The 13209-nt window shown below is 40.8% G+C and carries 20 protein-coding genes and 1 tRNA gene; 14 read left to right on the top strand and 7 right to left on the bottom strand.

All coding sequences use genetic code 11. The features are described 5' to 3' along the window. The first annotated feature begins 37 nt into the window (after positions 1-37). The 4 genes from ACAW68_07185 (at position 38) to ACAW68_07170 (ending at position 1691) form a co-directional block, all read left to right on the top strand. Positions 38-457, top strand: coding sequence for a hypothetical protein (locus ACAW68_07185; GenBank protein ID XGA15260.1), 420 nt, complete (start codon positions 38-40; stop codon positions 455-457). A gap of 85 nt (positions 458-542) precedes the next feature. Next, positions 543-956 carry an iron-sulfur cluster biosynthesis family protein gene (locus tag ACAW68_07180; GenBank protein ID XGA15259.1) on the top strand — a complete coding sequence of 138 codons (414 nt, stop codon included), beginning with the start codon at positions 543-545 and terminating at the stop codon, positions 954-956. Between the two features lie 85 nt (positions 957-1041). Continuing rightward, on the top strand, positions 1042-1554 hold the full coding sequence (locus ACAW68_07175) for an antibiotic biosynthesis monooxygenase (protein ID XGA15258.1): 513 nt from the start codon (positions 1042-1044) through the stop codon (positions 1552-1554). A 53-nt stretch (positions 1555-1607) separates the two neighbouring features. After that, positions 1608-1691 (top strand) — tRNA-Leu (locus tag ACAW68_07170). 77 nt (positions 1692-1768) lie between these two features. On the opposite strand, the gene ACAW68_07165 is transcribed toward ACAW68_07170, so the two are convergent. The 7 genes from ACAW68_07165 to ACAW68_07135 form a co-directional block, all read right to left on the bottom strand. Beyond that, complete coding sequence (locus ACAW68_07165) at positions 1769-2860, bottom strand: tyrosine-type recombinase/integrase (GenBank protein XGA15257.1); 1092 nt, start codon at positions 2858-2860, stop codon at positions 1769-1771. Between the two features lie 169 nt (positions 2861-3029). After that, complete coding sequence (locus ACAW68_07160; GenBank protein ID XGA15256.1) at positions 3030-3941, bottom strand: DNA adenine methylase; 912 nt, start codon at positions 3939-3941, stop codon at positions 3030-3032. Between the two features lie 52 nt (positions 3942-3993). Continuing rightward, on the bottom strand, positions 3994-5691 hold the full coding sequence (locus ACAW68_07155) for a hypothetical protein (protein XGA15255.1): 1698 nt from the start codon (positions 5689-5691) through the stop codon (positions 3994-3996). Between the two features lie 86 nt (positions 5692-5777). Next, positions 5778-6305: a hypothetical protein gene (locus tag ACAW68_07150; GenBank protein ID XGA15254.1), complete on the bottom strand. Its 528-nt coding sequence runs from the start codon at positions 6303-6305 to the stop codon at positions 5778-5780. Positions 6306-6380: 75 nt separating this feature from the next. Continuing rightward, complete coding sequence (locus ACAW68_07145) at positions 6381-7373, bottom strand: SHOCT domain-containing protein (GenBank protein XGA15253.1); 993 nt, start codon at positions 7371-7373, stop codon at positions 6381-6383. 46 nt (positions 7374-7419) lie between these two features. Then, positions 7420-7836 carry a hypothetical protein gene (locus ACAW68_07140; GenBank protein ID XGA15252.1) on the bottom strand — a complete coding sequence of 139 codons (417 nt, stop codon included), beginning with the start codon at positions 7834-7836 and terminating at the stop codon, positions 7420-7422. 5 nt (positions 7837-7841) lie between these two features. After that, positions 7842-8198: a helix-turn-helix domain-containing protein gene (locus ACAW68_07135; protein ID XGA15251.1), complete on the bottom strand. Its 357-nt coding sequence runs from the start codon at positions 8196-8198 to the stop codon at positions 7842-7844. 129 nt (positions 8199-8327) lie between these two features. On the opposite strand from ACAW68_07135, the gene ACAW68_07130 reads away from it, so the two are divergent. The 10 genes from ACAW68_07130 (at position 8328) to ACAW68_07085 (ending at position 13182) form a co-directional block, all read left to right on the top strand. Beyond that, entirely contained in the window at positions 8328-8513 is a 186-nt protein-coding gene (locus ACAW68_07130) for a helix-turn-helix transcriptional regulator (protein ID XGA15250.1), read from the top strand. A 117-nt stretch (positions 8514-8630) separates the two neighbouring features. After that, positions 8631-9398 carry an ORF6C domain-containing protein gene (locus ACAW68_07125; protein ID XGA15249.1) on the top strand — a complete coding sequence of 256 codons (768 nt, stop codon included), beginning with the start codon at positions 8631-8633 and terminating at the stop codon, positions 9396-9398. A 2-nt stretch (positions 9399-9400) separates the two neighbouring features. Beyond that, positions 9401-9826 carry a hypothetical protein gene (locus ACAW68_07120; protein XGA15248.1) on the top strand — a complete coding sequence of 142 codons (426 nt, stop codon included), beginning with the start codon at positions 9401-9403 and terminating at the stop codon, positions 9824-9826. Positions 9827-9829: 3 nt separating this feature from the next. Continuing rightward, complete coding sequence (locus tag ACAW68_07115; protein ID XGA15247.1) at positions 9830-10063, top strand: hypothetical protein; 234 nt, start codon at positions 9830-9832, stop codon at positions 10061-10063. Beyond that, positions 10060-10392, top strand: a complete 333-nt coding sequence (locus tag ACAW68_07110; GenBank protein ID XGA15246.1) for a hypothetical protein — start codon at positions 10060-10062, stop codon at positions 10390-10392. The genes ACAW68_07115 and ACAW68_07110 overlap by 4 nt, the downstream gene beginning before the upstream one ends. Next, positions 10389-10547: a hypothetical protein gene (locus ACAW68_07105; protein ID XGA15245.1), complete on the top strand. Its 159-nt coding sequence runs from the start codon at positions 10389-10391 to the stop codon at positions 10545-10547. Before ACAW68_07110 ends, ACAW68_07105 begins: the two co-directional genes overlap by 4 nt. Next, positions 10522-10701 carry a hypothetical protein gene (locus ACAW68_07100; protein XGA15244.1) on the top strand — a complete coding sequence of 60 codons (180 nt, stop codon included), beginning with the start codon at positions 10522-10524 and terminating at the stop codon, positions 10699-10701. The genes ACAW68_07105 and ACAW68_07100 overlap by 26 nt, the downstream gene beginning before the upstream one ends. A gap of 346 nt (positions 10702-11047) precedes the next feature. After that, complete coding sequence (locus tag ACAW68_07095) at positions 11048-11188, top strand: hypothetical protein (GenBank protein XGA15243.1); 141 nt, start codon at positions 11048-11050, stop codon at positions 11186-11188. Between the two features lie 3 nt (positions 11189-11191). After that, positions 11192-12364 carry a recombinase RecT gene (locus ACAW68_07090; GenBank protein XGA15242.1) on the top strand — a complete coding sequence of 391 codons (1173 nt, stop codon included), beginning with the start codon at positions 11192-11194 and terminating at the stop codon, positions 12362-12364. Beyond that, positions 12364-13182 (top strand): PD-(D/E)XK nuclease-like domain-containing protein, encoded by an 819-nt coding sequence (locus tag ACAW68_07085; GenBank protein XGA15241.1) that lies wholly within the window; start codon positions 12364-12366, stop codon positions 13180-13182. Before ACAW68_07090 ends, ACAW68_07085 begins: the two co-directional genes overlap by 1 nt. The last annotated feature ends 27 nt before the right edge of the window (positions 13183-13209 follow it).

Raw genomic sequence — 13209 nt, 5'->3', positions numbered from 1 at the left:
TGCGAATATAAATAAGCACGGAAAGAGGATTTGGCACATGGCATTCATGGTTAACTTGAAGGAAGTTTACATCGACCCAGCAGAAGTTGAGGCTTACTTGACGGAAATCGCTAACCTTTGGCAAGGTGAAGAAGACAACTACGAGAACGAAGCTGTAACGTCACAAATCATGGACTTTGTTTACAACAAGGACACGGATGACGCGCACTTTGCGTTTGATAAGGCTGACAACGAGTTGGTTATGCGTAAGGGTAAGGACTTTTACCAATTGATTCGCCAAATTCGTACGAAGGTTGACTCAGAAGTACCTGCCGATGTTACACCATTGGTAGCACAAACGATCAACCAAAACGTTCAACAAAACTTGCGTATGCGTATGCAAATGCAATCAGGACCTTTTGCTCAAACGACGTCACGCGGTTACATCGCCCGTCAAGAAGCTGAAGGCAACAACTAATAGAAGAGGGACCGACAAATTTGTCGGTCCTTTTTTTGACCAATAAAGCCGAAATTATTCTAAGATTAGAACAAAAGATGAGGTGATGAAGATGTATATTGAACTTGATGATTACGCAACGAACCGTGTAATGAATAACTTTGATCCTGAGACCCAAGTCATTTTGTTTGCGGTTGAAGATGGAATCAGCCCATACAATGATCCGCTAGATGTCACGATGGAAACAAGCTTTACGATTAACATTGTTAACAAGGATGTCCCATACCAACGCTGGTTTGATATGCCTTTGGAAACGAGCTTGGGGACTTGGTACATCAAGAGTACGTCAAAGTCTTTGCTAGCTGAAAACATGCAACTTCGTAAGAAGAACAATTTTGGTGGCTTGGCACTTGATTCCAACGAACAAGGTCGTTTGGTTGAGAGTGTCGCTGTAAAGGATGCCACTGGGGTTGATATTGCAGCATACGATGCTAATCAAAACGGACCAGAATATAAGTAAAGCGGATAGTTTTGACGGGTATTTTTGATATAAATTGGTTATAATGTTTTTAATCTAATTGGGGAATAATGTGGAGGAAAACATAATGACTGAATACTTACATGTCGCCTTTGGTTCAAAGGCAGTGTTGCAAAATGTGCGTAACGAACACTTGGATCACAAGTTGTTGATGATGGTTGATGACGAAGATAAGTCTCGCTACCAGTTGCTTGAAAAGACAACGGATAAGAAGTCAATTTTTGCAATGCCAACGACGTATGAAATCCTTGCTAGTCGTGGGGAAACAAGTGATATTCGTGGCTGGATGAATTTTACGTTCATCACATTGAATGATGCAGAGCGTGATAACTTCATTCGTCGTTATAATGCCTATGAAGAGGGGATGGATGAGCATGGTTTCATTAGCTCATTCTTGTTGCAACGTAACGATAACCAACATCAACTTGTGATGCTATCAACGTGGAACATGAAGTCTGATTGGGAGCTATGGCATGCCAAGAATGACTTCCCACTCCGTCAATATGAGAGTTCAAACAGCTTATATGGTTTGATGCGTAAGCAATACAGCTTCGCAGCGTTCTCAAAGCAGAATATGTAAATAATCTATTCAATAACAGGATAATTTGATATAGTTAATACTGTTATTGATATGCCGCCGTGGCGGAACTGGCAGACGCGCACCGTTCAGGTCGGTGTGAGAGCAATCTCGTGCAGGTTCGATTCCTGTCGGCGGCATCAAACCAACCCATGAAACCCCTTAAATAAAGGTGTTCATGGGTTTTTATTTTGTATTTGTAGCACTTTTGTAGCACTCATAGGTTATTTAGTAGGTTTACTGACCTCTGAGCTTCGTCTTTTCGTTCATGATCAAGTAGGTGCGTGTACGTTGATAAGGTGATTTCGATACCTGAGTGACCAAGTCTTTCGGACACATATTTCACATCGACTCCTTGAGACAACAACCAACTTGCATGAGTGTGTCGCAAACCGTGAAACGTAATAATCTTTTCGGCTTCAATTTGCTTCAAATTATGCTCTAATTGCTTGTTTGCCGCATTGTTTGTCGGAGGGTAGGCATGTTTACCTTGAAATACAAAAACTGTTTCAGGGTGTACTTTACGCCACTCTAACAGTTGCTCAACTAATACAGTCGGCACATCAATGGTGCGATTGGAACCTTTCGTCTTTGTACCCTTGAATTCCTTGTTAACCATGTCCCAAGTCTTGTTTATTGATATTTGGCTGTTATCAAAGTCAATGTCGGTCCATGTTAACCCTGCTATTTCTGAATACCGCGCACCAGTGTGTAGAGCCGTTAGAATCATCATGTCGGTAACTGGTCGTGTTACAACTAGTCGCTCATTAATATGATCAACAAGTTTTTTCATATCGTCGGCCTCTAAGAACTTCATATCAGAAGACTTGCCATCTGAACCAGTAACTTTCGTGCTAGCAGTAAAGTCTTTTGATAATTTTTCATCAATGATTGCTGCTTCAGCCATTTGATGAACGTGCATTTTTATTTTGCGAGCTGTTTCAATTGCGTGTGTCTTTCCAAAATCATTTAAGAAACTCTGAAAACGTTGACGGTCCATTGATGATAGACGTACGTTATTAAAACGTTCATGTAATACGCCACTTGTGAACTTATACCAGCGCTTAGTAGCTGCCGAAAGTGTAGGCTCTTTGTATGTCTGGTACCAGTTATCAAAAGCGTCTGGAAACGAAATCTTATTAGGTAGTACCAGCGTTTGATTGACTTTATCGGCCTCTGTCTGCATTGCCCAGCCGTTTGCTTCAGCTTTTGTTCGGAAACCAGACTTTGTTTTGCGCCGTCGCTGGCCATCTTTCATGACGAAAACATTTGCAGTCCAAGTTGATCCGCGCTTGTAAATACTTGCCATTAGTTTAAACCTAACCTTTCTGTTAAATAATAGGACAGTTTAGAGACGTGTCCGGGTCTATCTGATATAATATTTATCGAAAACAAACTAAAAACGTTTCAAGACTGTTAGCTTGTTGAATAACTGATTAGCGTATCCCTGAGTTTAGCGATAAAGGGGATGCGCTTTTTTATTGTGCAATAACCGACATTTTTTCTATGAACGCTAGTTTTGTTTTAGCACTAGCGAATAGGTACTCACTGAATTTTCCACGTTTGTTTGCTGTGTAGTTTAGGGAATAAGTATATTTTTGTGAAGCACTATGATAGATATCTGCAATTTGCGGAGCACTGTCATAAGTGGTGATCCAGAAGTAGTCGTCCATGGCCAAAATGTTTTTAGCTAAAATTGCATGCTGCGAATTGTTGATGAAGGAAAGATATAGATTTTTCCCTTGAACATAATAAGGCGGGTCGAAGAATATGAACGTGTTGTCAGGTTCATATTTCGGTTCATTACTAATGACCGTAATCAATTCATTTGCATCTAGCTTGTACAGGTCGATATCGGCAGACCTTGCAGCTATGGCCATAATTTTTTTGATGAGAGTATCTTTATTAAAACGGGAATCAAGCTTGTACTTTCCTTGTTGGGTTCTACCACCGATTGGGCCACCGCTTATGATACCGCTAACGTTCATTCGGTTCAGCATTAATGTGGTAAATGCATTCTGAATTGAATTAGGATCGTGGTCAAACTGATCATGTACCTCCTTAATATAGTTCCAATAATTAGCTAGGTCAGCTGGAGATGTATCACCACGAGTAGCATAGTCGAACGGCACTGAACTAAGTAGCTCAACTAATGCCTCCGCATGATTAATGATTGCGTACCACACAGAGTAAATGCTTGGATCGAAATCGTTAATGACAATCTTAGAAACTTTGTTTTTTAGAAGTAGTTCTATAGCAATGCCGGCGCCACCAGCGAATGGCTCAATGTATGTACCAGTTATTGAGTTTTTACTTAAGGTTCCTTCTACGAATTTGTACAATTGTGACTTGCCGCCAGGATATCTTAGCGGGGAAAATGTTGATACCATATTTGTTCACCTCCAGGAATTTTAGCAAATTTCGCAGTTCATGGACATCCTTTTAGAAAGGGTTATTGATGCCGAAATTCTGGTATAAATCTGAAATATGGTTATTCAGTTTTTGATTAAAATTAGTTACCATTTCCGAGTTTTCCGATTTGTAGCGTGTCAGTAACTTATTAAACAAAGCAAGGTTATGTTCTCGCCAATTTTTATAACGTTTAGTTGGTTGTTCCCTAAAGTCAGCCGCTCCTGGATTGGCATCGCTAAGAGCAAGCGTCTGAATAATTGATTCTCTTGATTGCTTTAACGACTGTCGAAACAATGGATCTGAAGCACCTTTTTCATACACCCAATAGGCTATTTCTTTTTCGAACGGAAGTCCGGGTTCTTGTAATGAAGGGAGTTTTAAAACATATCGATAATTATCTGTGAGAACTTCTTCCAAGTCGACATCTGCATCGAAGACAACAATTGACCGTGTATCCGTTAACAATGCAGGATAATTCTTAATAACTTTCCTTAAGGTGCTTGCAGATGAACCAGAGTCATTATCGTTAGAAACTGACGATGAAATATCCAGCAGCTTCTGAATTTTTTTGGGTACAAGTTTCTTAAAATAACTTTCAGCAGCTTTATCTTCCAAACGAACTCTTAGTTTAAACGAAGGAGATTCTGATTGATTTTTCCGAAGAGAAATTTCTTCCATTGCTGTTTCGTAGGGAGGATTTTCTTGAATGGATAGCGTTTTACTGTCTTCATACAAAGTTGTGACAAAATTTATAGCAATATCCTCATATTTTAAATCTTGCTGAAGATTGTTATAAATGTAATCAATCAAACTAAGTTCGTGTGAGGTAAGGAACACTTGTACCCGACGCGTTTTAGCCCACTCCAAGATATATTTGAATAAATTTATAACCGTTGTTTCATGAAGTGTTGCGTCAAACTCATCAATTGCTAAAATGCCAGTTAATTTATTGCTTTTTTTATTTGCCTGAAAAATCCGTTCTAATGAAAGTATTTGAGAAAAAATAGCTCCCAAATTGTCCTCTCCGGCACTGATTGTTTGTCCGTCATACATGGCGTTGTCTCCAGCAGGGCCGAATGAGTGCTTTTCGATAGATGTTTTCTCCAATTTCGCACCAAAGGGAGTGGCAATATCGAAGTCATTACGGAATAAAGTTTTGAAAAAGAAATTGCTCCGCATTTTTTGTTCTTCCGGTGAAAAAGTTAATTCTTCGTCGGAAGATTGTGAATATTTCATGTGAACAGGTGGAAATAGACGGCGCAAATTTAAATACGCAACTGGTAAGTTAAAACGATCATCACCCTTTACATTCGCTTTACTTAGTGTGAAACGGAACCTAGTTGGTTTTTGCAGATTGTCCGGATAGACTCGAACGGGTTGAGAAATTTTTTGTCCATTGATGTCAGTTAGCATTAGGTTATAAAAATAACGTTTTGCATCCTTCTTTAAGGACAAGTTGAAAACGTCATTCATCTTTGATTGAAGTTGATTACCATAAATATCAAGACTTTCAGATTCAAAGGCGTGTATACCAAGCCCAAGCAAGGTGGACTTCATCGTTCCGTTTTTTCCTGCAAGCAGAGTGACGTAGTTTCCGAAGTTTAAGTGTTGTTTGTTAAACTTCCTAAATTGCTCAATATCTAGCCCATCTACAGATTTAATTTCAACACCACTGTTCGTGTCTATTCCATAATCGTTTCGTTCTTTGTAAGTCTTTACGTCAAACATTTTCTACTCCTCAATGTACATAAGATTGCCAAGAATTATCTTTAAGCAGTGTTTCTTGCTATTCAGCAAAGCAAGCGGGAAGAGTTTTACTCAAAAAATTTAAATTTGCCAGGGTCTGAGACCTTGCTTGTTGCAATAAACACACCAGTATTGTCTTGTACAGTTACGCGTGGGCGATCATATGAATCAGCCCACTTTTTATAATTATCTCCTAGAACCGTAAATGCTTCACTTTGCGCATAACGAAGGGCTTGTGTCTTATCTGACTTACTTAAATTATTGAACTGGTTGTTAACCCGAATGAGAAGTTCTCCATCTTTGCGGTAAGTAACAGTATCGATTGTTAGTGCCCAAGCATAATCTGGATTTGGTGTTCCATTGTCGACGGAATTACCATCTTCGTCTACTAATCCGTTAGCGATTCCCTGATCCTGCTTAATTACAGCATCAATTAACTTATTAACACGCTTTCGCTTAGCCGTAGCTTTTTTTGATTTCTTTGATGCAGCACTAACGAATGTATCATTTGAAAATGAAGACGTTGTTTCAAGTGCAACGCCCCCCAACATAATGCTTGTTAGCAAAATGGCCGATAACTTCATAAATTTACTCATGGATCCCACTCCAAAAGACCTTTTAACGTGGATACTGTCTGCACGTATTATGTATCCCGCAGAGCGGGTAGGGTATTAACCCAGAATGTCAGCCTTTTTCTTGTCAAAATCTTCTTGTGTGATGATTCCGTCATCAAGAAGTGACTTTAGCTCACGCAAATCTGCAAATCGAGCGGATACTTGATTTGCTTGGTTATCTGGTGCTGCGTTCTCTTCGACATCGGGAAGAAGCTTCTCCATTAAGTTAGCTAGTTCATACAATTTGGCAACCTTTTTGTCATAGTTTTCAGTTTCTTTGGATACAAACCAAAGACGGCTTAATTCACCGTTGATAACTAGGTCAGCATATGCGCTGTCGATATACGCGTTGCCTTCGATAATTTCATCAGATTTACGACGAGCTAAACCTCCAGCAACCGCACCAACAACTCCAAATGTTAAACCGCCAACAATAGCGCCTCCGGCACCTGAACGCCCCTTTTTAGTAGTGTAATGGTGTTGTTCTGCACCAACGTTCCATGAAAATGAGTCAACCGATTCCATAGTGTATATTTCGTCAGTAGTTCCAAACGAGAAATATCCTTCACGATAATTAAGGTCGAACGTGCCGTTTTCGTACTCAATGGTATGAGACCATGTTATTTGCTTTACGTTTGAACCTGAAAAATCAATTAAATCTTGAACTGATGTGTATGAATCTAAGTTTTGTTGACCGGCAAAAGCCGCTACTTTTATGTGAGCTTTATCTAACAAAACGGTTGGGTTAGTAGAATCAACTTCAAACAACTCGATTAGTCCGTGGTTGTACTGGATGAAATGAGAAATGCCTTGGAGTGAATACTCTTTAAGTTCAAACTTTTCATCCAATACGTATAAAGTAGGGACGCCCTTTTTAACGTATATAGCACTATTCTTACCGTAATAAGAATACTTAACTTCAGATCCGTCGTTGCGTAAATCAAATAGCGTGTTTTCGTGTAACTTATCAAACTTAGAATGTTTTTCTTTTGAGTTACTTACTAATACGATAATTGTTACCACAACGATTATTAGCAATAGCAAAAACATAATTAGCCCCTTAAGCTTTTAACGTCAATCCTGTCTGGACGTTGTGTCACGCGTGACGTACGGACTCTTCGACAATTGCTTCAAAACCGCTAGGCAAGTTAAACCACTTCATAAAGTCGTAGTAATTACGATTTTCTAAGGGGATGTCTTCATAAATAATTTTAGCTAAGCGCCAAACCATGCCTCGGTTAGCGATACGCTCAGCGTTGTTTTTAAAACCGATACTGAAGGTGTAGCTTCTGGCTGAACCATCTCCATCTAATACGTGAGACAACTCGTGAGCTTTGCGGGCAACAACAGGGACGTCACTATCCGAAACAGTGTTAATCACTATTAGGGGGCGTTTACCTTCTCTAATGAAAACAACGTCGGGATCATACGTTTCGAACTCGTCATACATTACGTTGATGCCAGCTGCTCTAATTTGAGCGTCAATTCTCTCTTCTAAGTCTTTAAAATCCATATGGTCTAATCCTCGTCATCATCTACAATCTTAAGGATGTCGAGGATTTTTCTTTTGGCTTTGTCTGACAGTTCTTTTCCTTGGTACTCCATGACAACGCCTTGTTTGCGGAGTGCTTCGTCTAAGTTGATGTATTCAGGACTATTGGTTTCTGTGGCATCACCAATCAACTCGCTTACAGAAATTGAGTAAATGTTTGCGAGTTCCTTGGCAACATCCATTCTTGGTTTGGCAGCACCTCGTTCCCAAGTTGAAACAGTTGTCTTTGCCGTGTGAAGAATATCAGCAAGTTGCTGTTGGGTGTATCCGTGTTGCTTGCGCAACCTTTTTAAATTTTCTGCAACGGTTATATCGTTAGCCATTTGTATGTCCTCATAACTACTTTTGTTTATTATTATAAAACTAAAGTACTACTAATTCGAACAAAAGTATTGACTGTACGGTTTATCCGTACTAGAATGTAAACATACCTTAAGAAAGGAGGCGGACGTATGGGATATACGTTAGCTCAACTTCGTGTTGGTAAGCGTTGGACTCAAAAAGAAGCGGCCGATGCTATAGGCGTTAGCTTAGCTTCATGGGCTAAGTGGGAGAATCACAAGTCGTCGCCGACCCAACGAAATATCGATAAGATACTCACATCATTTAATGTCGCTTATGACGACATTATTTTTTAAATCAAAGTACGGTCTACTTGTACAAAACGAAAGAAGTACGGAAGGAGAACGTAACGATGAAGGAAACCATGAAATTAAAGACGGTTGAACAATAACAAATTTAAAGGAGACCAAATTATGGCAAATGAAGTACAAATCTTCAACGACTTGAAGGTTAAGGAAGAAAACGGACAAGTAATGTTCGACGCAGAAACTGCAGCAATTGGGTTGGGCATCACTCAAGAGAAGAATGGCGTCACTTATGTTCAATGGAAGCGTGTAAATAACTATCTAAATAACGTTTCCGCACATGTGCGGAAAGATGAAAATTTCATTTCTAAGGAAGTTGGGAAAGGTGATTTCATTACTGAGCCGCAATTCTACAAGTTAGCAATCAAGGCCAACAACGAGACGGCTGAGCGGTTCCAAGATTGGGTAACAGCTAAAGTTTTGCCAAGCATTCGCAAGACTGGCGGTTATCAAACGCAAACAATGACCGAGATGGAAATTGTGGCCGCAAGTGCGAACAAACTTGTTCAACAAGAAAAGCAAATTGCACAAATCGAAGAACGGCAAACGTCAACTGAAAGTGATCTAGCTGAACTGAAGAACCAAATGGGCTTGCCTAGTTCAATGCGACGTCGATTTACGAAGGCTCGAAATAAGCGTGTGGCAGAGGTTATGGGCGGATATTACGGAGCGGCTTATCAAGCTAAGACGGTTCGAAGTGCGGTGTATAAGCAACTTGAACGAGTCATTAAAGACCGTTATGACATTGAATCATATGGTGACTTGCCAATTGCAAAATTTGATGAAGCTATGCGTATCGCTCAGAACTGGCAACCTGATGAAGTGTTGATGTTTGCGATTAACGGAGCAAATGAGCAAACACTTTTGGAGGCGTAAATATGACAACGGCGGTAGTAATTGTTATTGCAATCGTGGCGATCGTGATTGACCACAGGCTTAGCAGCCGTGTGATTAATGAGTTAAATGCTATAAATCATTCGCTTGTTGACAAACACAACTCACTTGTTGATGTGTACAACGAAGAGCTTGCGTTAGCAAAAGAGTCGAATGAGTTAAATCACGAACTCATGCTGCAGTTATATGCATATCTCGAAATGTTCGGTGTAACGGCTGAACCTGATGATCTATCAGCTTTTACAGAGCAAGTGAGATTAGCAGCGGTTGCGAATGGTTATAACTCAGACGGAATTGGACCTAAATTCTTTGAATGGATGTCATACAAGCATGACCACGGAACTATTAACGAAGCAACGTGGCAATCAGTATTGGCAATGCCAAGAAACTTTGAGAATGCTGAGGTTTAGGTCATGAATAACAAGTGGATTATCAAAAACCATCCGCTAGGTAAGTTGTTAATCAGCCGAATTCCAAAAGGCGACAAGCAATATACAAAAGTGGAACGCAGGTACATCAACCAGTGGGTTGCTAAGAATAATCGTGAGTTTTTCAAAAATATTGAGCGAACAACTAGTTCTCGTTCGATTATCACGAAATCACGTTGGCGGTTGATTCGAAAGTTATCGCGTAAGGAGGGCTTATGACAGAGCAAGTATCACTTCAGCTGCCAACTGACATGTTGATGCAGCTAGGAGTTCAAGTGTTTGAGCAGGCTGTTAAAACGGCTGAGCAAAATATTATCTATAGTCATCAATTCGTTCAGATGTATCGAACGAAGAGCACACCAGATGATCAACTAACTTTGAAAGATTACCTGGGCGCAATTAGTTTGAAAGATTTCAATACGTACTGGCGTACTCGAGTGGAGGCTGAACCTGGCTTGACGATTAAGAAAGGTCAAAACCAACGCCTGTATCACGGTTTCAAGATTGCCAAGTACATTGAAGAACATGTTGATGAGGTGATGGTTTGAGCGACATCGTAATTGGCTATGCAATAGCCGCGGTTATTGGCTTAGTTGTATTCGCTGCTTGGTTAATAGACTTCTTCGAAGCCAACGATATGCGACTACGACCATATTTGGAAAAGGAGGTAATGAAAAATGAAGATCATCAAGATGATGTTTAAGTTGCTTGGCAAAGCTTTCGATAGCGTGGCTTTGATTGGTGTTGACAAGAAGTTTCTATCTGAAATTCGTGATGAAGCAATTGCTAATGGCGAAGATGGCGATAAGGCTGTTGATGACTACATCATTTGGCATAACGCTAACATCAACAGCTAGTTAATTAACTATCAGGCGCTCTGACAGGCGGTTTAGATATCAAATGTAATCGGTATATATCCCTAAATGTACGGCTGTTATGAATCCCAGTATTTCCTAAACCGCCGGTGAGAGCGCCTGATATAAGTCGAGCGTCACAAAATGCATATCACTCCCTGAAAAATCTCCGAGAAAAGTATCTATAAGTCCCGGTGTGGTGTGCAGATTGTGGCGTTCGACTGAAAGGAATGACACATGAAAATCGAAATAAAAGAGCCCTCAGTGACAGCAATCACCAAGGGCTCGGGTAATGAATTTAGTAGGTTCAATTACCCTTCGATTGTATCACATGATAGGAGGCCAATAAATGGCTACCAAGTTTGAAACGTGGGCGGTGCTTGATACAGGTCGAGAAGTTCACTACTTCGAACCTAAGTATCACAAAGACTGGCAAAAGGCGCCGAACACAACGTATATCAAGTTTCAAGAACCAGTGACGGAGGAATAAGAAATGGCAGAACAAAACTTTAATGTAACAACGACACAGACACAACAGTTGATTGCTTCGTCTGTTGCAAAGGATTTCAAGGGATTGGTTGAAACGCAAGGTTTCAAGGTTCCAGAAAACTACCACGTTGCAAATGCATTGCAAGAAGCTGTGGCATTGTTACCAACAATCAAGGGAATTGAGAATGTGACACCCGATTCAATTAAGAAGTCACTATTCGACATGGTGGTTCAAGGATTGAGCCCAGCAAAGACGCAAGTTTACTTCATTGTTTATGGGCGTCAACTTCAGATGCAACGATCATACTTTGGAACTCAACAAGTGCTTAAGCGGTTGCCTGAAATTGAGAATATTGCAGCGTTCATTGTTCACGAAGGTGAAGACTTCCAAGTTGATTACAACGAAGATGGTGAGCTGATTGTTACTGAACACCACACGGACTTCATGAAGCTAGATAACCCCATTGTTGGTGCTTACGCCGTCATCACAAAGACAGACGGTACCAAGCAGTATGAGGTTATGACGAAGAAGCAAATCGACGCATCTTGGGGTCAATCACGTCAATTGAACGTACACAAGAAGTTTCCAGAAGAGATGGCTAAGCGAACAGTAATCAACCGTGCAGCGAAGAACATTATCAACACAACTGATGATGAGAGCGCGTTGGTATCTGCGATTAATGGCACTACCGCGAATGAATATGCTGAGGATCCACGTGATGTCACAGCAGAAGTTGTGGAGAAGCCAAAGGGTGCGTTTGCACGAATGGCTAAAAAAGAGGCTGTGAAGCCAATTGAGCAACATCACGAACAAGAACAAGTTGATGAGCTTGAAACGCGTACAACGGAGCCTGATGAGGCTGTGGTAGAGCCTGAACGCGAAACTGAAGTTGTTATTCCTCAAGGACGATTGAGTGCAGCAAATACTGTTTCTGAAATCAAAGCTTGGTTGTCGTTCAATGGTGTTTCTTACCTTGCAACTGATACTAAGCCAGTGTTGCTTGCGAAAGTTCGAGATTATGAGTTGGAACAAGAGCGTGGTAATAGCGTTGATGAAGAATTGGATATGCCAGATGAAGAACCAGATTGGGCAGGAGACCGACAGTCAGATGCACCGGTAGAGCCTGAACAAACGGGGTTTAGTCCTGAAGCTATGTATGGTGGAGGTGTTCGGTAATGGCTGAAGAATACGACTACTATGACCCACGCGATGCATTTGTTCATATGCACGCTTCAAACTTCAAAAACTTCTTGTTTGCTGGTGAAGCTGAAGCGCTTGCGCAAATGCGTGGCGAGTATGAAATCATTCCAAACAAGACAGCATTGTTAGTTGGAAACTACTTGCACTCATACTTTGAGTCACCAGAAGCGCACCAACAATTTAAGGATGAACATCCTGAAATCATTTCGACTCGTGGTGCTTCGAAAGGTCAACTTAAGACCGAATACAAGCTTGCACAAGCAATGATTGACCGTATTGAAGCTGACGACAGCATTATGGCATTGATCAATGAAGCTCCTGATAAAGAATCTGTTATCGAAGGTTCGATTGATGGTGTTGAATGGCGTGGAAAGTTGGACGCAGTCAATTTTGAAGAAGGTTACTTCGTGGACTTTAAGACAGTTAAGTCATTGAAGGAATATCACGGGTTAGTCGGTGGTGAGTGGTCTGAACATTACGGCGACTATGAGAATTTCTTTATTGGCCGTGGTTACCACATGCAAATGGCAGCATATCAAGAGATGTTGCGCCAAATGACTGGTAAGAACTTCGAAGTATATATCGTTGCGGTAAGCAAGGAAGACGAACCTATGGCTGACGTGTACCAGATTTCGCAAGATACGTTAGATGCGGGACTTGCTGAAATCAAGGTTCACCAGCCACGAATTGTACAGCTTATCAACGGTGAAGTTGAGCCGGACAATGCCAACACGTACAGTCGCTTGTACCGTACAAACTATCGAGTTGATCCAGAACACGTAGTGACGTTGTAACGGAAAACGGACGTTGACCTAATCGAC

The organism is Weissella confusa, from assembly GCA_041871065.1.
Classification (GTDB): Bacteria; Bacillota; Bacilli; order Lactobacillales; family Lactobacillaceae; genus Weissella; species Weissella confusa_A.
Note: the sequence above shows the minus strand (reverse complement) of the source record. Positions and strands in the feature narration are given on the sequence as shown.